Annotated in this window: 20 protein-coding genes; 10 read left to right on the top strand and 10 right to left on the bottom strand. The window is 67.4% G+C overall.

All coding sequences use genetic code 11. From position 1 onward, the window contains the following. The first annotated feature begins 3 nt into the window (after nt 1-3). Together ACTIF2_RS19650 and ACTIF2_RS19645 are read left to right on the top strand one after the other, a co-directional pair. A complete protein-coding gene (locus ACTIF2_RS19650; RefSeq protein ID WP_439498801.1) occupies nt 4-996 on the top strand; it encodes a DUF2336 domain-containing protein in 993 nt (330 codons plus the stop codon). A gap of 125 nt (nt 997-1121) precedes the next feature. Next, the gene (locus ACTIF2_RS19645) at nt 1122-1730 is read left to right on the top strand and encodes an outer membrane protein (protein WP_439498800.1); all 609 of its coding nucleotides are present in this window, start codon (nt 1122-1124) and stop codon (nt 1728-1730) included. 124 nt (nt 1731-1854) lie between these two features. Here the strand turns inward: ACTIF2_RS19645 and parC are convergent, their stop codons facing one another. Next, complete coding sequence (gene parC, locus ACTIF2_RS19640) at nt 1855-4101, bottom strand: DNA topoisomerase IV subunit A (RefSeq protein WP_439498799.1); 2247 nt, start codon at nt 4099-4101, stop codon at nt 1855-1857. Nucleotides 4102-4335: 234 nt separating this feature from the next. Next, nucleotides 4336-5064 carry a DNA repair protein RecO gene (gene recO, locus ACTIF2_RS19635; RefSeq protein WP_439498798.1) on the bottom strand — a complete coding sequence of 243 codons (729 nt, stop codon included), beginning with the start codon at nt 5062-5064 and terminating at the stop codon, nt 4336-4338. A 66-nt stretch (nt 5065-5130) separates the two neighbouring features. Here recO and ACTIF2_RS19630 point away from each other — a divergent pair, with 66 nt between their 5' ends. Beyond that, nucleotides 5131-5946: a hypothetical protein gene (locus ACTIF2_RS19630; protein ID WP_439498797.1), complete on the top strand. Its 816-nt coding sequence runs from the start codon at nt 5131-5133 to the stop codon at nt 5944-5946. Between the two features lie 18 nt (nt 5947-5964). Here the strand turns inward: ACTIF2_RS19630 and ACTIF2_RS19625 are convergent, their stop codons facing one another. After that, a complete protein-coding gene (locus ACTIF2_RS19625; RefSeq protein ID WP_439498796.1) occupies nt 5965-6348 on the bottom strand; it encodes a tautomerase family protein in 384 nt (127 codons plus the stop codon). 116 nt (nt 6349-6464) lie between these two features. On the opposite strand from ACTIF2_RS19625, the gene ACTIF2_RS19620 reads away from it, so the two are divergent. Beyond that, on the top strand, nt 6465-7316 hold the full coding sequence (locus ACTIF2_RS19620) for a LysR family transcriptional regulator (protein ID WP_439498795.1): 852 nt from the start codon (nt 6465-6467) through the stop codon (nt 7314-7316). A gap of 130 nt (nt 7317-7446) precedes the next feature. Here ACTIF2_RS19620 and era read toward each other — a convergent pair whose 3' ends face one another. From era to ACTIF2_RS19600, 4 genes are all read right to left on the bottom strand, one after another. Beyond that, nucleotides 7447-8358 (bottom strand): GTPase Era, encoded by a 912-nt coding sequence (gene era / locus ACTIF2_RS19615; RefSeq protein ID WP_439498794.1) that lies wholly within the window; start codon nt 8356-8358, stop codon nt 7447-7449. Then, the gene (rnc, locus tag ACTIF2_RS19610; protein WP_439498793.1) at nt 8351-9127 is read right to left on the bottom strand and encodes a ribonuclease III; all 777 of its coding nucleotides are present in this window, start codon (nt 9125-9127) and stop codon (nt 8351-8353) included. Before rnc ends, era begins: the two co-directional genes overlap by 8 nt. Further along, entirely contained in the window at nt 9079-9846 is a 768-nt protein-coding gene (gene lepB / locus ACTIF2_RS19605; RefSeq protein WP_439498792.1) for a signal peptidase I, read from the bottom strand. Before lepB ends, rnc begins: the two co-directional genes overlap by 49 nt. Before the next feature lie 107 nt (nt 9847-9953). Then, nucleotides 9954-11078: a mechanosensitive ion channel family protein gene (locus ACTIF2_RS19600; RefSeq protein WP_439498791.1), complete on the bottom strand. Its 1125-nt coding sequence runs from the start codon at nt 11076-11078 to the stop codon at nt 9954-9956. A 325-nt stretch (nt 11079-11403) separates the two neighbouring features. On the opposite strand from ACTIF2_RS19600, the gene aqpZ reads away from it, so the two are divergent. Continuing rightward, nucleotides 11404-12129: an aquaporin Z gene (aqpZ, locus tag ACTIF2_RS19595; RefSeq protein WP_439498790.1), complete on the top strand. Its 726-nt coding sequence runs from the start codon at nt 11404-11406 to the stop codon at nt 12127-12129. Between the two features lie 82 nt (nt 12130-12211). On the opposite strand, the gene ACTIF2_RS19590 is transcribed toward aqpZ, so the two are convergent. From ACTIF2_RS19590 to ACTIF2_RS19580, 3 genes are read right to left on the bottom strand one after another with little or no spacing between them, the layout of a single operon-like run. Continuing rightward, entirely contained in the window at nt 12212-13273 is a 1062-nt protein-coding gene (locus tag ACTIF2_RS19590; protein WP_439498789.1) for a DUF2332 domain-containing protein, read from the bottom strand. Beyond that, a complete protein-coding gene (acpS, locus tag ACTIF2_RS19585; RefSeq protein WP_439498788.1) occupies nt 13270-13683 on the bottom strand; it encodes a holo-ACP synthase in 414 nt (137 codons plus the stop codon). The genes ACTIF2_RS19590 and acpS overlap by 4 nt, the downstream gene beginning before the upstream one ends. A 9-nt stretch (nt 13684-13692) precedes the next feature. Next, the gene (locus ACTIF2_RS19580) at nt 13693-14445 is read right to left on the bottom strand and encodes a pyridoxine 5'-phosphate synthase (protein ID WP_439498787.1); all 753 of its coding nucleotides are present in this window, start codon (nt 14443-14445) and stop codon (nt 13693-13695) included. A gap of 226 nt (nt 14446-14671) precedes the next feature. Between ACTIF2_RS19580 and ACTIF2_RS19575 the strand changes: the two genes are divergently transcribed. The 5 genes from ACTIF2_RS19575 to ACTIF2_RS19555 all read left to right on the top strand — a co-directional run bounded on the left by ACTIF2_RS19575 (nt 14672) and on the right by ACTIF2_RS19555 (nt 20733). Beyond that, nucleotides 14672-16387: an ATP-binding protein gene (locus ACTIF2_RS19575; protein WP_439498786.1), complete on the top strand. Its 1716-nt coding sequence runs from the start codon at nt 14672-14674 to the stop codon at nt 16385-16387. Nucleotides 16388-16494: 107 nt separating this feature from the next. Next, nucleotides 16495-16887 (top strand): DNA-directed RNA polymerase subunit omega, encoded by a 393-nt coding sequence (gene rpoZ / locus ACTIF2_RS19570; protein ID WP_439498785.1) that lies wholly within the window; start codon nt 16495-16497, stop codon nt 16885-16887. 149 nt (nt 16888-17036) lie between these two features. Continuing rightward, a complete protein-coding gene (locus tag ACTIF2_RS19565; protein WP_439498850.1) occupies nt 17037-19244 on the top strand; it encodes a RelA/SpoT family protein in 2208 nt (735 codons plus the stop codon). Between the two features lie 115 nt (nt 19245-19359). Further along, on the top strand, nt 19360-19944 hold the full coding sequence (gene pyrE / locus ACTIF2_RS19560) for an orotate phosphoribosyltransferase (protein WP_439498784.1): 585 nt from the start codon (nt 19360-19362) through the stop codon (nt 19942-19944). A gap of 168 nt (nt 19945-20112) precedes the next feature. Continuing rightward, the gene (locus ACTIF2_RS19555) at nt 20113-20733 is read left to right on the top strand and encodes a LabA-like NYN domain-containing protein (protein WP_439498783.1); all 621 of its coding nucleotides are present in this window, start codon (nt 20113-20115) and stop codon (nt 20731-20733) included. Nucleotides 20734-20837: the final 104 nt, after the last annotated feature.

Raw genomic sequence — 20837 nt, 5'->3', positions numbered from 1 at the left:
GGGATGTCCTCGGAGTCGCGTCGGCAGTTGCTCAACGCCGTCACCGATCTCTTCCTGCTCGACCAGGATCCGAGCGAACCGGCCAAGGCTGATTACGGCGAGATCGCGCTGCGCTCGCTGCCCCATCTCGGCGGCGAAGACCGGAAGGCCTATGCCGATCAGGTCGCCTCCGTGCCGAGCCTGCCGCGCCAGGTCGCGGTGACGCTGGCCGGCGACACGGATGCCGAAGTCGCGCGCCTCGTGCTGAAACTCTCGCCGGTGCTGACCGACACCGACCTCGCCGCCATCGCGGTCAGCCAGTCGCAGCAGCATCTCGTCGCGATCGCAGAACGGGCGCGGCTTTCCGAAGGGCTGACCGACATCCTCGTCACGCGCGGCGACCGCGACGTGCTGCAGACGGTCAGCAGCAACGAGGGCGCGCAATTCTCCGACAAGGGTTTCGATACGCTGCTCGCGCGCGGCGGCGGCGACGCGGAGATCGGCAATGCGCTCGTCAGGCGCTCCGACCTCAATTCGGCCCGGGCCAGCCGTGTGCTGCGCATCGTCGAGGGGCTCAGCGTCGGCAGCGGGCTCTGGTCGAAGCCGGCGGACGAGGCTGCGACCCTGGGGCGGCGCGCGCGCCAGCAGCGGCTGGAGGTCAAGCTCCTGCTCACCGAGCTCGCCGCAGGGAAACGCAGCCTCGACGACGTGCTCGTCATGCTCGCCGAGGAAGACCGCGCCTACCATCTCGCCGAGACGCTCGCGCAGACGGCCGACATCACCAACGAACAGGCGCTGCGCGTGCTGCTCCAGCGCGATGTCAGCGGCATCGCCGTGACCTGCCGTTCGCTGAATGTCGGCATCGAGGCCTTCAAGGCGCTGCTCGACCTGCGCGCGCGGCGGCTGCTCTTCGCGTCGCAGGACATCGAGACCGAGCTGAAGGGCTATGCCAATCTTGACGCGGCGACGGCCGAGCGGACGATGCGCTTCCTCAAGCTCAAGACCAGGATCGCGTAGGCTGCACGATCCCGTGGGCGCGCAAGATCGCGTAGGCTTGAACCGGCTGCGGCCACAAATCCGCGACATTCCCGCGACCTTCTGCTAGCCTGACCGCAAGGTTCGGCTGCAAGGATGCCTTCGACGTGAGATTTCTCCCTCTCTCCGCCGCGCTCTGCACTCTCGCCCTCAGCGCCGGCGGCGCGAGCGCGCAGGCCCTCCTGCCCTTCACCGGCTTCGCCACCCTGCCCTCCTTCGCCTGGTCGGAGCCGACGCTGGCGCCCGGCGGCGTCAAGTGGGAGGGCTCCTATGCCCGCATCTCGAGCGGCTTCCAGGTCACGAGCTCCAAGCGCTTCGGCAGCTCGGCCGGCCCGACCATCGGGCTCGAAGGCGGCAAGATGTGGCGCGACGGCGATTTCGTCTACGGCATCGTCGGCGCCCTCGAATTCGCACCGGCCATCGGCGGCTACGGCACGCCGAGCTTCGGCAATGTCGCCTATACGCGCGATATCGCCGGCGCCTTCCAGTTCAAGGCCGGCGTGCTGGCGACGCCCGACGTGCTGCTCTACACCAAGGTCGGTCTGAGCGCGGCCAACGAGACCTGGCGCTTCGGCGCCTCGCCGTTCAACTCGCCCTTCGACCGCAGCCAGATCGCTGTCCGGCCGGAGGCGAGCGCCGGCATCGAGTGGGCGGTGACCAACAACCTGACGCTCGGGCTCGAAGTCAGCGTGGTCGGGCAGGAGATCCGGCGCTGAGCTTCAGAGATCGATTCAAGCCGTTGGCGGCTTGATTCAAGGTCGCGGCTTAACGTCTTGAAAACGCGTCATTCTCGGGCGGATTGATCCCGCGCCTTCCCTTCTCCCGCAGGGGGGAGAAGGCTCACCCCCCGAACCTGTTGTTCTTCGGGAAGCCCTTGGGCGGCAGCCTGCCGGCCTCGGCACGATGGCCGAGCCAGTCGATCAGCTCGGCCGCCGGCACGGTCCAGGTCCGGTTGGAGGTGTCGAGCCAGGTCAGCCCTTCCGCCAGCGCGAAGACCTTGGCGTCCGAGACGCCGCCATCCTTGTAGCGCTGCAGCCGAACGCCCTTGCCGCGCGCCATCTCGGCGACCTCGGAGATGGGGAAGCAGAGCAGCTTGCGGTTCTCGCCGATGATCGCGACATGGTCGCCCTCGGCCGGGACGGCGAGCAGCGCCTTGACGGGGCTGGCGACGTTGAGCACCTGGCGCCCCTTGCGGGTATTGGCCACGACATCGTCGGTCGAGACGACGAAGCCGCGCCCGTCCGTGGTCGCCATCAGCAGCTTCAGGCCCGGCTTGTAGGCGAAGGCCGAGACGATGTCGGCCGTCTCCTCCAGCTCGATCATCAGGCGGATCGGATCGCCGAAACCGCGGCCGCCCGGCAGCTTGGAAGCCTCCAGCGTGAAGACCTTGCCGTTCGAGGTCAGCACCAGGACCTTGGCGGTGGTCTCGGTGAAGAAGCCGAGCTGGAGTGCGTCATCGCCCTTGAAGGAGAGCGTCGAGAGATCCTGGACATGGCCCTTGAGCGCCCGGATCCAGCCCTTCTTCGAGACGACCACGGTGATCGGCTCGCGCTCGACCATCGCCTGGGTCAGGTCGATACCAGTGGTGTCGGGCATGTCGGCGAAGGTGGTGCGGCGCTTGCCGATCGCGGTCTCGGGGCCGAACAGCTTCTTCACCTCGCGGATGTCCCAGGCGATCGTCTTCCACTGCGTCGCCTCGGAGGCGAGCAGCCCCTCGATCTGGCCCTTCTCGGTGGTCAGCTCGTCGAGCTCGGTCTTGAGCTGCATCTCCTCGAGCTTGCGCAAGGCGCGCAGGCGGGTGTCGAGGATGGCGTTGGCCTGGATTTCGCTGAGCTCGAAATAGCGCATCAGCTCGGTCTTGGGCTCGTCCTCCTCGCGGATGATTTTGATCACCCGGTCGAGGTCGAGATAGACGATCAGCAGGCCGCGCAGGATCTCGAGGCGCTTGTCGATCTGGCCGAGGCGGAAGCGCGAGCGGCGCAGCAGCACGTCGCGGCGATGGTCGAGCCAGGCGCGCAGGGCTTCGTTCAGTCCGAGCACGCGCGGCACCAGCCCGCCGGTCAGGACGTTCATGTTCATCGGGATGCGCGCTTCGAGCTCGGTGAGCCGAAAGAGCGATTCCATCATCAGGTTGGAGTCGACATTGCGGGCGCGCGGCTCGATGACGATGCGGATGTCCTCCGCCGATTCATCGCGGAGGTCGGCGACCAAAGGCAGCTTCCGCTCGTTGAGCAGCTCGGCGATCTTCTCGATCAGCCGGCCCTTCGAGACCATGTAGGGGATCTCGGTGACGACGGCGAGCCAGGTTCCCCTGCCCTGGTCCTCGACATGCCAGCGCGCACGGGTGCGGAAGGCGCCGCGCCCGGTGCGGTAGGTCTCAGCCATCGAGGCGCGGCTCTCGACGATGATGCCGCCGGTCGGGAAATCCGGACCGGGCACGAAGGTCATGAGCTGTTCGGAGGTCGTCTCCGGATGCTGGATCAGGTAGAGCGCCGCATCGCAGAGCTCGGCCGCGTTGTGCGGCGGGATCGAGGTCGCCATGCCGACCGCAATGCCCTGCGAGCCGTTGGCGAGCAGGTTCGGGAAGGCGGCCGGGAGCACAACCGGCTCCTCGTCCTCGCCATTGTAGGTCTCGCGAAAGTCGACCGCGTCCTCCTCGATGCCGTCGAGCAGGAGGCGCGCGACCTCGGTCATGCGCGCTTCGGTATAGCGGTAGGCGGCGGCGTTATCGCCGTCGATATTGCCGAAATTGCCCTGGCCGTCGACGAGCGGGTAGCGCTGGGCGAAATCCTGGGCGAGGCGGACCAGCGCGTCATAGACCGACTGGTCGCCATGCGGGTGGAACTTGCCGATGACGTCGCCGACGATGCGGGCGCATTTCTTGTGGACCTGACCGGGATCGAGCCTGAGCAGGCGCATGGCGTGCAGGATGCGGCGATGGACGGGCTTCAGCCCGTCGCGCGCATCCGGCAGGGCGCGGTGCATGATGGTGGAGAGCGCATAGGCGAGATAGCGCTCCTCGAGCGCCGATTTCAGATCGATGCGCTCGGTCTCGTCCTCCGGCGGCGGATCGACCGGTTTACCCATGGGATTCTACCTAAACCTTCTCTCGGACAGCTCTCGCAGCCCTCATCCTGAGGAGCCGCGTAGCGGCGTCTCGAAGGATGGTCCAGTGCTCTCTGAAACATCCTTCGAGACGCGACCTGCGGTCGCTCCTCAGGATGAGGGCTCGAGGCCGTCATACACCCGAATCACTTGGCATGACGATGCCGCCCCCGCACAAGCCGCGCAAAGCGTCATAGCGTCGTAACGGCCAAAAAGTCAGTGGATTCGTGCCGCAATCTCGATGAGCCGTGCCCGCTCGGGCGCCTCGCTCAGCCCGCGCGGCTCGAGGACATGGCGCTTGAGGAAGAAGCCGGTCAGCGCGAAGCCGGCGGCGATGTCGGCCGGCGCCGGCTGGCGCGCGCCCTGGCCCTCGCTGAGGAAGGCCGGCAAGGGCAGCAGCCTGTCGAGATAGGGCTGGGCAGCGGCCCGGCTGACCGCCTTGCCGGATTTCGGCGAGACATGGCTCAGGTCCTCGTTCGCGCCGGTGACAGCGCAGCGCACCAGATCGAGCCCGAAGCCAAGTTCGGAGAGCATCGCGATCTCGAAACGGACGATCAGCGCCGGCGCGAGCGACGGCTCGTCGAGATGCTCGACCAGCACCGACAGCGCCTCGTGCAGCCCCGGATGCGGATCGCGCTCCGGCAGGAGCCGCAGCAGCGCCGAGATCGTGGCAAGCCCGTAGAGTGCGACGGGGGCTGCCATCAGCCTCGCCGCATGCGATGTCAGGAGCTCGATCCTGTATTCGCCGAGATGCTCGTCGAGCCGCGCCCGCCAGGTCAGCGCTACCGCATTGCCCGGCTGGAGAACCGGCTGCACCTTGGTCGAGCGGCCGCCGCGCACGAGGCCGAGATGGCGGCCGTGGTCGCGCGTCATCACCTCCAGGATCACGGCGCTCTCGCCATGCTGCCGGATGCCGATGATCGTGCCCTCGTCGCGCCATTCCATGAATAGGGATTAAGCCGAAGCGCGCGGCGGTTCCAGAGCGGGCGCGGTTGCGGCTATGATCGCGCGATGACTCTGCCTATGCCCGCCAAGGCCGCCCTGCTCGCCGTCGCGCTCTGTTCCAGCGCCTGCACGGAAGCGGCCGCGGACAAGACCCAATCGGACCTCACCATCTTCATCGGCGGCGATCTGCTGGCGAAAGGCGGTGTCGTCTTCATCCATCCGATCCCGGTGCCGGAGGAGCGCTGGGGCATGATCGTCGCGGAGGAGAACCGCACCCTGCCGCCGCCGGACGGGCTGAAGCCGATCGCGGAGGGCGGCAAGCGGCTGACGGTGACGATCGAGAGCCAGGCTAGCCATGTCCAGTTCCTCTACCCGCAGGGCGAGGGCAAATACACCTTCCGCTTTCGGCCAATGCCCGATGCAGACGAGGAGCTGAAGAAGAATACCGGCACGGGGCTGCTCACCATCGGCGGGGTGAACATGGAGGACGGCCTCGGGTCGGCCATGAGGTTCGGCTTCACCGGCCTGCGCGATTCCGGCCGGCAGATCATGCAGGTGGGGCGCAAGGGGACGGACGGGTTGATAGGGCGCACGCTCGTCGCCGCGATCGAGCACCCGCAGCCGGAGCTGGAAGAAACGCCGGACTGCATGACCCGCAGCGCGACCAGCACCTGCGGCTACGACGCGGCGCAATGGCGCCGGATCGCGGCGCGCTGGGAGAAACAGCGAATCGCGAGCGAGTGGGAGCAGCGCCGCTTCAAGGCGCTCGACGCCTGCTATCGCGGCGCAGAGTGGAAAGGCCGCAGCGGCGGCCATTGCGACCTGAAGAGCACTGAGGGCGCGGACCCGATCATCTACGAGTATCGCGACAGGCAGCGCTGATATCGCTGCGATCCTCGATCACGCGACATATTGCGCGATGCCGCCGCCGAAGGACCAGTCCTCACGCTTGACCTCGACCAGGTTGATGAAGATGTCGTCGGGCTTCAGCCCGGGCTCGCGGCGCAGGTTCTCGGCGATCTTGGCATAGAGCGCCTTCTTCTGGGTGACGCCGCGGGTATTGGCGACGAAGAGCTGGATGATGACCAGCCCGGCCGTCCGGCTGAAGCCGAAATACCGGGCGTTGAAGACGAACTCGTCGGCGTCATGCTGATGCACGACGGCGAAGAGATCGTCCTCCGGCACCTCGAAGGTCTCGCGCAGCGCGCGGTAAACGCCGTCGACAATGGCGGCGGGCTCGGAGGCGGGGCGGCCGCGCCTCATGGAAATACGGATCAGGGGCATGATGGGTCTCCGGTTCAGGCGGGGCACTCCGCCTCGCCGTCCCGAACAAGCTAGCGCCTGGCGTTACATCGTAGTAGCGTATTACTGATGATATCAAAGATACGGATATTAGATCTATGATCACCGCCTCGCTCGATATCGATGCAGTGGCCGCCTTCCTTGGCGCCGCCGACCTGCGCAGCTTCACGCGCGCCGCCGAGGCGCTCGGGACGACGCAATCGCTGGTCAGCACGCGGGTGAAGCGCCTGGAGGAGGTGCTCGGCCATGTCCTGCTCCAGCGCCACCCGCGGCTGGTGCGGCTGACGAGCGAGGGCGAGCGTTTCGTGCCGGCGGCGCGCGAGTTGCTGGCGGCGCATGGCAAGGCGCTTTCGGCCTTCACCACGGCGCCCGAGCGGATCGCCGTCGGGATCAGCGAACAGGCGGTCGGCGCCGAGATTCCGGCCGTGCTGGCGCGGCTCTCAGCGCATGACCCCGGCATCGTCATCAATCTCAGGATCGAACCGTCGCGGGCGCTCGAGGAAGCGTTCGAACGAGGCGAGCTCGACGTCGTGATCGTCCGCCGCTTTGCCCCGGGGCGAACGGGCGAGGTCTTGCGCGACGACGCCCTCGGCTGGTTCGCGGCGGACAGCCTGACGCGGCAGGAGAACGGGCCGCTGCCCCTGATCAACCTGATCGCCGAATGCGGCCTGCGACGGCTCGGTATCGACGCGCTCGACCGCGCCGGCATCGCCTGGCGCGAGGCCTTCATCGGCGGCGGCATGGCGGCCGTCGCCGCCGCCGTGCAGGTCGGGCTCGGCGTCTCGCCGCTGGCGGCGCGGATCGCGCCTGCCGGCACGGTCGATGTCGGACCGCAGTGGGATCTGCCGGCGCTCGGCGCCACGCAGGTCGTGCTCAGGAGCAACGTCTCGACACCGCGCGCAAACGCCTTCGTCAGGGAGTTGGCGGCGGCGTTTCGAGGCTCGCGCTGACTGACGGCGTCATCCCGGGCGACCGAAGGGAGACCCGGGATCCATGCCCGAGCGCGTCCGATACAGGTTCAGGCATGGATCCCGGCTCTGCGCTGCGCTCCGGCCGGGATGACCTGCTCGCAATAGCGACTCACCCCTTAGGAAACTCCAGCCCCATTTCGCGATAGCGTTCCGGATCGTCGCTCCAGTTCTCGCGGACCTTCACGAACAGGAAGAGATGGACCTTGGCCTCGGCGGCCTCGGAAATCTCGACGCGGGCCTTCTGGCCGATCGCCTTGATGGTCTGGCCGCCCTCGCCGAGCACGATCTTCCGCTGGCCCTCGCGCTCGACATAGATCGTCTGCTCGATGCGCACCGAGCCGTCGGGCCGCTGCTGCCAGCTCTCCGTCTCGACGGTCGAGCGATAGGGCAATTCATCATGCAACCGCTCGAAGATCTTTTCGCGGGTGATCTCGGCAGCGAGGAAGCGCAGCGGCGCGTCCGAGATCTGGTCTTCCGGATAGAGCCAGGGGCCGAGCGGCAGCCGGCTCTCGAGCCAGGTCAGGACGTCCTTGACGCCATAGCCGGTCAGCGCCGCGACCATGAAGGTGGTCTCGAAGCTGGCGCGCCCGTTCACCTGCTCGGTGATGGCGAGCAGCTTCTCCTTGGCGACCGTGTCGATCTTGTTGAGGATCAGGAACTTGGGCTGCTTCAGCTCGGCGAGCTTCTCCAGCAGCCTGGTGTTCTCCTCGTTGTCGAAGCGCTCGACATCGATCAGCACCCCGGTCAGGTCGGCATCGGTGGCGCCGCCCCAGGCGCTCGTCACCATGGCGCGGTCGAGCCGGCGCTTGGGCGCGAAGATGCCGGGCGTATCGACGAAGATGACCTGCGCGGCGCCCGCGAGCGCGATGCCGCGGACCTGCGTGCGCGTGGTTTGGACCTTGCGCGAGACGATCGAGATCTTGGCGCCGACGAGCTGGTTCAGCAAAGTCGACTTGCCGGCATTGGGCGCGCCGATCAGCGCGACGAAACCGCAGCGCGTCGGCGTATTCGGCTCAGCCATTCTCGCCTCCCATGGTTTCGCTCCAGAGCCCCTCGCGGCGCAGGAAGGTTTCGGCCGCGGCCTGTTCCGCCAGGCGCTTGGACGGGCCTTCGGCCTCGGCATCGGCGAGGCCGGCGATGCGGGCCGCGACCCGGAAGATCGGCGCGTGATCGGGGCCCGAACGACCGCGCTCGCTATAGGTCGGCGTCGGATAGCCACGTCCCTGGGCCCATTCCTGCAGCACGGTCTTGGCGTCGCGCAGCGGCCGCACCGGCTTCAGCAGGCGCTCCCCGAAGCCGCGCTCGACGAGGCCGCGGGCCGCGGCATAGCCGCCGTCGATGAAGACCGCGCCGATGATCGATTCGCAGGCATCGGCGAGGATCGCCTTGTTCTTGCGGGCGCCGCCGAGGATCTCGCCCTCGCCGAGACGCATGAAGCTGCCGAGGTCCCAGGCGGTGGCGACCTCGGCGCAGGTCTCCTTGCGCACCAGGTCGGCCAGGCGCCGAGACATATCGCCCTCCTCGGCCTGAGGATAGCGCACGAACAGCATGTCGGCGATGCTCAGCCCGAGCACGCGGTCGCCGAGGAATTCCAGCCGCTGGTAGCTGCCGAGCCTGGAGCCTTCGGCGCTCATATGGGTCAGCGCGGTTTCGAGAAGCGACCGATCTGCGAAGACGTGGCCGAGCTTCGCCTCCAGCCGCGCGAGGTCGGGATTCTTGCGCCCGCTATCGCCCGGCTTCGTCACTTGATCGTCGAGAACAGGCGGTTCCAGCGCACGGTCCAGGGCCATTCCCAGAGGCGCCAGGCCGACGCGCCATCGTCGATCGAGAAGAAGATGATCTCGGCGCGGCCGACGAAATTCTCGAAGGGCACGAAACCGACGCTGCGATCACGCGAGTCGAGCGAGTTGTCGCGGTTGTCGCCCATCATGAAGAAATGCCCCTCGGGGACGCGGAACAACGCCGTATTGTCGAAGGTGCCGGTGTCGCCCTCGCGCTCGATGATGTTGTGGCTGACCCCGTTGGGCAGGGTCTCGCGATACTGGATCACCGGGGTACTGCGGCCCCAGTTGTCGGTGGTGGTGTAGTCGGCGATGCGCTCGCGCTTCACCGGCTGGTTGTTGATGTGGAGGATGCCGTCGATCATCTGGATGCGGTCGCCGGGCAGGCCGATGACGCGCTTGATGTAATCGGTGGAATTGTCGGTCGGCAGCTTGAAGACCGCAATGTCGCCGCGCTTCGGCTCGGCCGCCCAGACCCGGCCGTTGAACAGCGGCGGGCTGAAGGGCACCGAATGCTTGGAATAGCCGTAGGTGTATTTCGAGACGAAGAGATAGTCGCCGATCAGCAGCGTCGGGATCAGCGAGCCCGAGGGGATGTTGAAGGGCTGGAACAGCAGGGTGCGGATGACCAGCGCGATGAGCAGCGCCTGGACGACGACCTTGATCGTCTCGAGGATGCCGCCTTCGTCCTTGGCCGTCTTGCTCTTGATCTCGGCGTCGTTGGCCACCCGGGGCGCTCCTTCATCGGTTCCGAGGCGCGGCATAGCGGAATGTGCGGCCCGGGACAACGCGATATCAGCGCACATCATGGCGCCAGCAGGGCCACGCCGGCTCGTCAGGTCAGCGGCGTCACGGCCAGCGAGGCCAGCACCGGCCCGCGTGCATCGCCGCCCTGCTCGCTGCGCAGGCGGGGCAAGGCGCCTGGATGATCGCTCTGCAGGAAGGCGATCACCTTCTCGCGAACCTCGCAGCGCAGGTCGAATGTGCGCGCCGAGGTGCCGGCGCTGACCAGGATGCGCACCTCCATGGTCGATTGCCGGAAATCGGTGACCTGGACATTGACGACGCGGCCGTCCCAGAGCCTGGAGCCGCGGGCGATCTCCTCGACCTTGGCGCGCAGCGCGTCGATCGGCGTCGTGTAGTCGAGATAGATCATCACGGTGCCGATCAGGGCCGAGCTTTCCCGCGTCCAGTTCTGGAACGGCTTCTCCATGAAATAGCTCAGCGGCAGGATCAGCCGGCGCCAGTCCCAGAGCCGGATGACGACATAGGTCGAGGTGATCTCCTCGACATTGCCCCACTCGCCCTCGACGAGGAGTGCATCGTCGATCCGGATCGGCTGCGTCACCGCGAGCTGGATGCCGGCGAAGATGTTCTTGAGCACCGGCTGCAGCGCCAGGCCGACCACGAGGCCCGCCGCGCCGGCCGAGGCGAGCAGGCTGACGCCGTATTGCCGGACGCCGTCGAAGGTCATCAGCACCGCCGAGAGGCCGATGACCACGATCGCGATCTCGCCGACCCGCTGCAGGATCCGCGTCTGGGTGACGTGCTTGCGGGCGAGGAGATTGTCGTCCGCGTCGAGCTTGAAGCGGCGCAGATAGACCGTCGTCCAGATATGCAGGACCGTCTTGGCGATCCAGCCGACGAGCAGGATGAAGCAGAGCAGCAGGATGTGGCGGATCAGCCCGGCCTGCACCGGCGAGAGCGGCGCGACGCTGGCGGCGAAGGAGAGCCCGAGCGTAATCACCGTGAAGCGCGCCGGCCCGAAGGTGCGCGAGACCAGCGAGCGCCAGAACAGATCCATGCCGGCGACGAGCCGCGTCATGATCTCGTAGGCGATCCGGTGCATCAGCAGGGCCGCGGCCAAAGCAAGCCCGAAGAGCGCCACGCTGACGAACCAGGCGGGAAGCCAGGACAGCTGCGTCTCCAGGGCTTCGATCGCGTCTTCCACTCCGGTCATCACCGTCTCCGCTGCGCTCCGCGGTGGCTCACCGGAGCGTGTGCCCGATCCTTGCAAGGGGAAGGTGCCAATAGTTTGGCCCGCTAGAGCCGGATCCGATCAGGTTGACTCAACCTGATCGGTGAATCCGCCTCTAAACTCTAGATAGAGAACGCGTGATCCGATCGGATTGCTGCGCAATCTGATCGGCGCGTGCTCTGGTCAGTCCCGGCGCCGCCCGTGTAAAATGCCCGCCAAAAGCGGGGAGCGCCCCTGCGTCAACGCGATTGACGGCTCAAAAGGCGAGGTTCACACATATCGCGTCGCAACTTTTGGGGGAATCAGCATGAGTACGAAGAAGTATGCTGCCGAGGCGATCGGCACATTCTGGTTGACCTTCGCCGGCTGCGGTAGCGCTGTCATCGCTGCAGGTTTCCCGCAGGTCGGCATCGGCCTGCTCGGCGTCTCCCTCGCCTTTGGTCTCACCGTCGTGACCATGGCCTATGCCATCGGCCACATCTCGGGCTGCCACCTCAATCCCGCGGTCACCGTCGGCCTCGCGGCCGGCGGGCGCTTCCCGACGAGCCAGGTCCTGCCCTATATCGTCGCGCAGGTCATTGGCGCCGTCGTCGGCGCCGGTGTCCTTTATCTGATCGCCAAGGGCGCGCCGGGCTTCGACCTCGCCAAGGGCTTCGCCTCGAACGGCTATGGCGAGCATTCGCCCGGCCAATACAGCCTGCTCTCGGGCTTCCTGGTCGAGGTCGTGATGACGATGATGTTCCTCTTCATCATCATGGGCGCGACCCACGGCAAGGCACCTGCCGGCTTCGCCCCGCTCGCGATCGGCCTCGGGCTCTGCCTGATCCATCTCGTCAGCATCCCGGTGACCAATACCTCGGTCAATCCGGCGCGCTCGACCGGCCCGGCGCTCTTCGTCGGCGGCTGGGCGCTTCAGCAGCTCTGGCTGTTCTGGGTGGCGCCGCTGATCGGCGGCGCGCTCGGCGGCATCGTCTATCGCTGGCTGAGCGCTGAGCCGGAAGGCCAGGTCGTCGGCACCGCTCCGGCCGAATAGTCCGGCAGACCTAGATATTCCTGCAGACCGCCCGCCCTTTGGCGGGCGGTTTTGTTCTGGAGTGGGCGTCGCCGAGGTTGGCTCAGCGCCATTCGACCCAGCGGCCGTGATAATCGGCGCGGCCGAGATCGCGCTCGCCGCCATCCGGCCAGCATGTCAGCGTTACCGCAGCGCTGCCGGACGTGCCGTCCGGCTCCATCCGCAGCCAAGCCAGCGGCCTCTCGCGCGTCGCAGCCGCACCGGCCCGCGCCATGGCCGAGGCGATGCGCTGCTTGGTCTCGTCGGGCATGTATTGCCACATGATCGTATGCATCAGCATGCGGGTCCGGCCGGCCGGGGCGTCTTCGGACAGGCGCGCCTCGACCCATGCTGCGGCATCGGCCCGCTCGACGCGCCAGGGCATCAATGCGGCGGCGTCGAAGGCCGCTTCGGTGACGCGCAGGCGATCGGCCTGGTCGGGCCAGATATAGGACAGCACCCGCGCCCGGTCGGCGGGCTTCGACGGGTCGAGCGGGTTGAGGTCGCAGGCGCGGCGCGCCACGACCGACAGCCCGGCCTCTAGCGGCGGCGGCGCGCCCCGCCATTCGCTGCGGATCACGACCGGCGCCGCCTCCTCGCCCCAGCGTCCCAGACCGAGCTCGTAGCGGTAGCGCTCGAAGCCGAGATTGAGGCCGGCGCTGGCGCCGATCTCCAGAAGTTCCAGCGGCAGGCCGGTCTCGCGGGCGACGACGAGCGCGCCGCCGAGCAGGGCGGCGCAGCGCTTGACCTCGTTGGTCTGCGGCGCGCTGTCGAGATAGGCGGTCAGGAAGCGGTCATGTCCGGCGAGCGCGGCGCTCAGCCCCCGCCACAGCGCCTCCGGCCCGGCCTTGGCCGGCGGGTACAGAGCCTGAAGCTCCGGCGCGCGGCCCGAGCGCGCGAGCGCGTTGAAGGCGCCGGCCGCCCGCAGCGCCAGAGCATCGGTGCGCGGGTCGCCTTGCCAGCCGAGGGCGCGCCGCCCGAAATCGCTCGTATCGTCGAGCCGCTCCGCCATGAGTTCGCAGAACAGGGCGGTGAAGGGCGAGCCGAGCATCAGGCAGGCTTCCACCTGCCCCCTGAAAATCGCGCGGGCCCGCTCCTGCGTGCCGGTATCAGGGCCGTCCGTCACCCCCGATGTCCCGCCAGCGGCCGCGCCTCGATCACCACGAAGGCCTGCGCGAGGGGCATGTCGTCGGTCAGCGAGACATGCACGAAGGCCTCATGGCCAGGCGGCGTCATCGCCACGAGGCGCGCGGCGGCGCCGCCGGTCAGCCGCATGGTCGGCCGGCCGCCCGGCAGGTTGACCACCTCCATGTCGCGCCAGAACACGCCAAGCCGCATGCCGGTGCCGAGCGCCTTGGAGCAGGCCTCCTTGGCGGCGAAGCGGCGGGCATAGGAGGCGGCGCGGGTGGCGCGGCGGTCAGACTTGACGCGTTCGCCTTCGGTGAAGACGCGATGGGTGAAGCGCTCGCCGAAGCGCGCGAGCGATTTCTCGATGCGGCGGATGTCGCAGAGATCGGAGCCGATGCCGAGGATCATGGCTCCGGTCTACTTGGCCGCGCGCCCCTCGTCCATCGCCGCCCGCATCCGGGCGATCGCTTGTTCGAGGCCGACGAAGATCGCCTCGCCGATCAGGAAATGGCCGATATTGAACTCGACGAAAGCCGGAACGCGCGCGAGTTCGCGCGCCGTGTCGTAGTCGAGGCCATGACCGGCATGGACCTCGAGACCAAGCGACGCCGCAAGCGCCGCCCCCTCGGCAAGACGGCGGAGCTCGGCGTCGGCCCTGGCGCGCTCGCCATCGGCGACCGCATGACACCAGGTGCCGGTATGCAGCTCGACCACCGGCGCGCCGAGCCTCACCGCGGCGCGGATCGGCGCCGCGTCAGCCTCGATGAACAGCGAGACGCGGCAACCGGCCGCCGCGAGCTTCGCGATCGCCGGCGCCAAGGCGGCCTCCTGGCCGACGACGTCGAGCCCGCCCTCGGTGGTGCGCTCCTCGCGCTTCTCCGGCACCAGACAGGCCGCATGCGGCTTGAAGCGCTCCGCCAGCGCGATCATCTCGGCGGTCGCGGCCATCTCGAAATTCAGCGGCACGGCCAGTTCGGTGGCCAGGCGCTGCATGTCGGTATCGCGGATGTGCCGGCGGTCCTCGCGGAGATGCGCGGTGATGCCGTCGGCTCCGGCCTTGACGGCGAGATGAGCGGCACGGACGGGATCAGGCCAGGCGCCGCCACGCGCGTTGCGCACCGTGGCGACGTGATCGATGTTCACGCCCAGTCGCAACCGGTTCTTCGTCATCGCAAGCCCCTCGCCTTCCCGACGTGAATAGCCCCGCGGCGCCCGCGGCTCAAGGCAAGGAAATTGATCGGGCGGACCACGTTCGCTGATGGATGCTGCGCGAGCTTTCCGGGGTTTCTTCGCAATTTGGTAACCGCGCCGCCAAACCGTTTTCGCCGGGAAACCAATCTTAAGCGCCGCTCGCTAGTTTCACGGGTCACAAGAACCCGTGAGAGGCGCTCCTTCCGTGCAGCTTGCCGTCAACAAAGGCCCGTTCGAGACCGACATCGTGCCGGAACGCCGCGATGTCGCGCAGGTCGCCGACCGGTCGATCGGCCGCGTGCTCGCCTGCAACGGCGCACGCGCGACGATCGGCACCACCTTGCCGCGCAGCGGCACGCCCGGACCCGACACCTGGACGATCGGGCGGATGATCTCGATCAATCTCGGCCGCAGCCGCATCGTCGGCATCGTCTACGAGATCAGGGCGGTCAAGGAGAGCTGGGACGAGCAGGCCGACAATGCCGTCCATATCGATGTCGAGCTGCTCGGCGAAGTGCTCGATAACGAGGGCGGACGGCCCTATTTCCAGAACGGCATCACGACATACCCGGCGATCGGCGCGATTGCGCACCGCATCCGTGCCGGCGACCTCGCGCTGGTGCATGATCTCGGCGCCCGGACCGGCGTCGCCATCGGCCATCTGACGCAGGACGCCACGATCCCGGCGACGGTCTGCATCGAGGATCTGCTCTCGCGCCATTTCGCGCTGGTCGGCACCACCGGCGTCGGCAAGTCGAGCGCGGTGGCGCTGTTGCTGCGCAAGGCCGTCGCCGCCCGGCCGAAGCTCAGGGTGCTCATCCTCGACCCGCATAACGAATATGCCCATGCCTTTCCCGACAAGGCGGTGACGGTCGATGCGCAGAGCCTCGACCTGCCGTTCTGGATGTTCCGGCTCGAGGAATTCGCCGATGTCGTCTTCAGGGGCCGGCCCGCGCCCGACGAGATCGACATCCTGCGCGAGATCGTCGCCGCAGCGCGCGCCCGCTATCGCGCGCCCTCTGCCCAGGACCTGACGCGCGATCTCGGCACCTCGCTGCTGAAGCGCCCGCTCGATCCGAACGCGCCGCGCGACACGGCGCCGAAGCCCGGCGCATCAGGCGACACGCCCGTGCCCTACCGGATGACCGACGCCTTCGCGGTGATCGACGAGCTGACCGGCCTGCACGAGATCCGCTATCCGCGGGCGGCGCTGCGCTCCCTGAAGGTCAGGCTCGAGGCGCTCTATGGCGACCCGCGCTACCATTTCATGTTCGCGCGGGCGAACCTGGTCGAGAGCATGGCGCCGGTGATCGGCCAGATCTTCCGGATTCCCCAGCATGGCCGGCCGATCTGCGTGTTCCAGCTCGCCGGGCTGCCGGCGGACGTGGTCAACTCGGTGGCCTCGGTGCTGTCGCGGGTCGCCTTCGACCTCGCGATGTGGAGCCAGGGCAGCTTTGAGGTCCTGCTGCTCTGCGAGGAAGCCCATCGCTATGTACCGGCCGACCAGGCGCTCGGCTTCGCGCCGACCCGGCAGGCCATCGCCCGGATCGCCAAGGAAGGCCGCAAATACGGGGCCTATCTCGGCGTGGTCACGCAGCGGCCGGGCGAGCTCGACCCGACGATCCTGTCGCAATGCTCGACGATCTTCGCGATGCGGCTGGCCAATGACCGCGACCAGCAGATCATCCGCTCGGCCATCGCCGACGCCTCGACCAGCACGATCAGCTTCCTGTCCTCGATCGGCAACCGCGAGGCGATCGCCTTCGGCGAGGGCGTGGCGACGCCGATGCGCATGCGTTTCGCCGAGCTTGCCCCGCATGAACTGCCTGCCATGGCGGGCGCCTCGGTCCAGGATGGCGCCGGCCGGCGCGAGCCCGGGCTGGAGGAACTCGTCAACCGGATGCGCGGCGGAAGCTGGTAGAACGCGCGAGCTTCCGTCAGCAAAATCTTGCATCGGCCGGGCTTTGCCTGTAAGGCCGCTCACAATCATTCTTTCCCTGCATCGCCAAGATCAGAAGGAGCCGCGCCATGGCTCGCGTCACCGTTGAGGATTGCATCGACAAGGTCGAGAACCGCTTCGAGCTGGTTCTGCTGGCCAGCCATCGTGCCCGCATGATCGCCTCGGGCTCCTCGATTCTCGTTGCCCGCGACAACGACAAGAACCCTGTGGTCGCGCTGCGCGAGATCGCCGACGAGAAGCTCACGCCGGACGACCTCAAGGAAGACCTGATCCACTCGCTGCAGAAGCATGTCGAGGTCGACGAGCCGGAAGCCGACACGGTTCCGCTGCTGACCAGCGGCCAGCCGAGCGCGGCGACGCCGGACTCGGAGGTCCAGTTCGACCGCATGAGCGAGGACGACCTGCTGCGCGGCCTCGACGGCCTGGTGCCTCCGACCGAGAGCGCCGACGACGAGGACTGAACCAAAGCGTTCACCAGCCTTTGCTAAAGCCCGGCCATGCCGGGCTTTTTCATGCCCGCTCCCCGCAGTTTCGCCTTGCCGCCCATGGATGCCGTGTCGATATTGAACCATTGCGATCTTCGGCAGGCGGTACAGAGGCCCGCATGGGCATGATGCGGCAATATGAACTCGTCGATCGGGTCAGGAGCTATAATCCGAATACGGATGAGGACCTGCTCAATCAGGCCTATGTCTATGCCATGCGCGCGCATGGCACGCAGAAACGCGCCTCCGGCGACCCGTTCTTCGCCCATCCGCTCGAAGTCGCGGCGATCCTGACCGACCTCAAGCTCGACGACGCGACCATCGTCGCAGCCGTGCTGCACGACACCGTCGAGGACACCGCCGCCACCCTCGAGGAGATCGAGGGCATGTTCGGGCCGGATATCCGCCGGCTGGTCGACGGCCTGACCAAGATCAAGAAGCTCGACCTGGTCTCGAAGAAGGCAGCGCAGGGCGAGAATTTCCGCAAGCTCCTGCTCGCCATCGCCGATGACGTCCGGGTGCTGCTGGTGAAGCTCGCCGACCGGCTCCACAACATGCGCACCCTGCATTTCGTGCCGCCGGAGAAGCGGCTGCGCATCGCCGAGGAGACCGCCGAGATCTACGCCCCGCTGGCCGGCCGCATGGGCATGCAGGAGCTGCGCGAGGAGCTCGAGGAGCTGGCCTTCCGCCATATCAAGCCCGAGGCGCATGCCACGATCAGCAAGCGGCTCGAGGAGGTGACCGAGCGCGAGGGCCAGGTCATCAGCGCGATCGAGATCGACCTGAAGGAGAAGCTCGCCGCGCGCGGCATCCATGCCGAGGTCGCCGGCCGGCGCAAGCGGCCCTACTCGATCTGGCGCAAGATGGAGCGCAAATCGGTTTCCTTCGAGCAGCTCTCCGACATTTTCGGCTTCCGCGTCATCGTCGACGAACTGGAGGATTGCTACCGGGTGCTCGGCGTCGTGCACACGACCTGGCCGATGGTTCCGGGCCGCTACAAGGACTACATCTCGACGCCGAAGCAGAACGACTACCGCTCGATCCACACCACCGTGGTCGGGCCCGGTCACAGCCGCGTCGAGCTGCAGATCCGCACCGACACGATGGACCGCATCGCCGAATACGGCATCGCGGCCCATGCCCATTACAAGGACGGCCGCACGACCGAGATCTCCGGCGCCGCCGACGAGAGCCGGGCCTATCAGTGGCTGCGCCGCACGGTCGACCTGCTGGCCGAGGGCGACAATCCGGAGGAGTTCCTCGAGCACACCAAGCTCGAGCTCTTCCACGACCAGGTCTTCTGCTTCACGCCGAAGGGACGGCTGATCGCGCTGCCACGCGGAGCGACGCCGATCGACTTCGCCTATGCCGTCCATACCGATGTCGGCAACACTGCCGTCGGCGCCAAGATCAACGGGCGGATCGCGCCGCTGCTCACGGAGCTGCAGAACGGCGACGAGGTCGAGATCACGCGCGCCGAGGGCCAGGCCCCGCCCGCGGCCTGGGAATCGCTCGTCGTCACCGGCAAGGCGCGCGCCGCGATCCGCCGGGCGACGCGCACCGCGGTGCGCCGGCAATATGCCGGGCTGGGGCGGCAGATCCTCGAACGCGCCTTCACCCGGGCGGAGCGCCCCTTCAGCGACGAGAAGCTCAAGGCCGCGCTGAAGCGGCTCGCACGCACGGCGGTGGACGACGTGCTGGCAGCGGTCGGCCGCGGCGAGATGTTCTCCGGCGACGTGGTCAAGGCGGTCTATCCCGATCTCGAACCGGAAAAGCGCTCCGCCGCCGACGCCAAGGCCGCCAGCAACGGCAAGGGCTGGTTCGAGCTGCGCAAGGGCGACAATCTCAAGTTCAAGCTCCCGGGCGAGACGCCGGGCGCCAACGCCATCCCGATCCGCGGCCTCGGCGGCGACCTGCCAGTGCGTTTCGCGCCGGATGGCGGAGCAGTGCCGGGAGACCGCATCGTCGGCATCCTGACGCCCGGCGAAGGCGTGACGATCTATCCGATCCAGTCCCCCTCGCTCGCGGCCTTCGACAACGAGCCCGACCGCTGGCTCGACGTGCGCTGGGACCTCGACGACAAGGTGCCGCAGCGCTTTCCGGCGCGCATCGCGCTGAACTCGATCAACGAGCCGGGCTCGCTCGCCCAGATCACCACCACGATCGCCGAGCATGACGGCAATATCGACGCGGTCGCGATGGTCAGGCCCAATCCCGATTTCACCGACGTCACCATCGACCTCACGGTCTGGGACCTGAAGCACCTCTCCGCGATCATCAGCGAATTGCGCGAGAAGCGGGTGATCAGCCGGGTCGAACGCGTCGTCGGCTGAGGCGCCTTCCACAGCCGGCCTCCCTCCCCCGGCTTGAATCGCGCGGCGTTCCGGCGCACAAGCACCCGCCTGTGCTTGCCGCCGGGCGATCCGCAACCCGATCCGCGAGGCAGAGATGACCGACAACGAGGTTCTGGCCGAATTCCGCGATGCAGGCGCACTGCTCGAGGGCCATTTCATCCTGTCTTCCGGGCTGCGCAGCCCGGTCTTCCTGCAAAAGATGTTCATCTTCCAGGACCCGGTGCGCACCGAGCGGCTGTGCAAGGCGCTCGCCGCCAAGATCGAGGCTGCCTTCGGCGCGATCGACTATGTCGTCTCGCCGGCGGTCGGCGGCATCGTGCCGGGCTACGAGACCGCGCGCCATCTCAAGGCCAAGGCCGTCTTCGTGGAGCGCGAGAACGGCCAGTTCACCTTGCGCCGCGGCTTCACGATTCCCGCCGGGGCGCGGGTCGTGATGGTGGAGGACATCGTCACCACCGGCCTGTCCTCGCGCGAATGCCTGGCCTCGATCGCGAAAGAGCCCGGAAAGGTGCTCGGCGCGGCCTGCCTCGTCGATCGCTCGGCCGGCAAGGCCGATCTCGGGGTCGAGCTGGTCAGCCTGATTTCGCTCGATATCCCGGCCTATGCGCCGGATGCGCTGCCGCCCGAGCTCGCGGCCATTCCGCCGGTCAAGCCGGGTAGCCGGGGCCTCAGCGCCTGAGGGCCATCTTGGCCTGAGGGCGCTCTTGCAAGCTGATCGCGCGACGCCACATTACAGCCATGGGATCGCTTCGAGTCCGGCGGTCATTCGACATTGTTAGACCGCTATCTTTCCTGATTTTCTTATTTGAACTTTTTTTGAGTCGCGTTTTTTCCAGGAGTCATTGCCATGGTGGCCGACCCGCGCACCGCGCTTTTCATCGATGGCGCCAACCTTTACGCCACCTCGAAGCAGCTCGGCTTCGACATGGACTACCGACGGCTCCTCAAGGAGTTCCAGTCGCGCGGAAACCTGATCCGGGCCTTCTATTTCACCACTTTGGTCGAGAGCGAGGAATATTCCTCGATCCGGCCGCTGGTCGACTGGCTCGACTATAACGGCTACCGGGTCATCACCAAGGCGGCAAAGGAGTTCACCGACGCGACCGGCCGCCGGCGGGTGAAGGGCAATATGGATATCGAGCTCGCGATTGAGATGCTCGAGCTCGCGCCGCATCTCGACCAGATCTACCTGTTCTCCGGCGACGGCGATTTCCGCCCCCTCGTCGAGGCGGTCCAGCGCAAGGGCGTGAAGGTCTCGGTGGTCTCGACGATCACCACCAACCCGCCGATGGTCTCGGACGAGTTGCGCCGGCAATGCGACGAATTCATCGACCTGTCGCAACTGATGCCGAAGATCGGGCGCGACCCGGCCGAGCGCTCGGCGCGCACGGCGCCGGCATCGCCCGGGCATCCGGGGCTGGAGCGCCGCTACGGCATCCGCCAGGGCGACGAGACCGTCGAGAGCTGAACGGCGCGGAGCCGCTGACGAAAGGTCAGCGGCTATGCTAGGACAGATTCGGCACGGCTCCCGGTCGAACTTTCCGCATCCCGACCGGTTGGGCTGTGACACTC

This window comes from Allobosea sp. (assembly GCF_051860145.1).
Lineage (GTDB): Bacteria > Pseudomonadota > Alphaproteobacteria > Rhizobiales > Beijerinckiaceae > Allobosea.
This window is presented reverse-complemented; position numbering and strand designations above follow the sequence as displayed.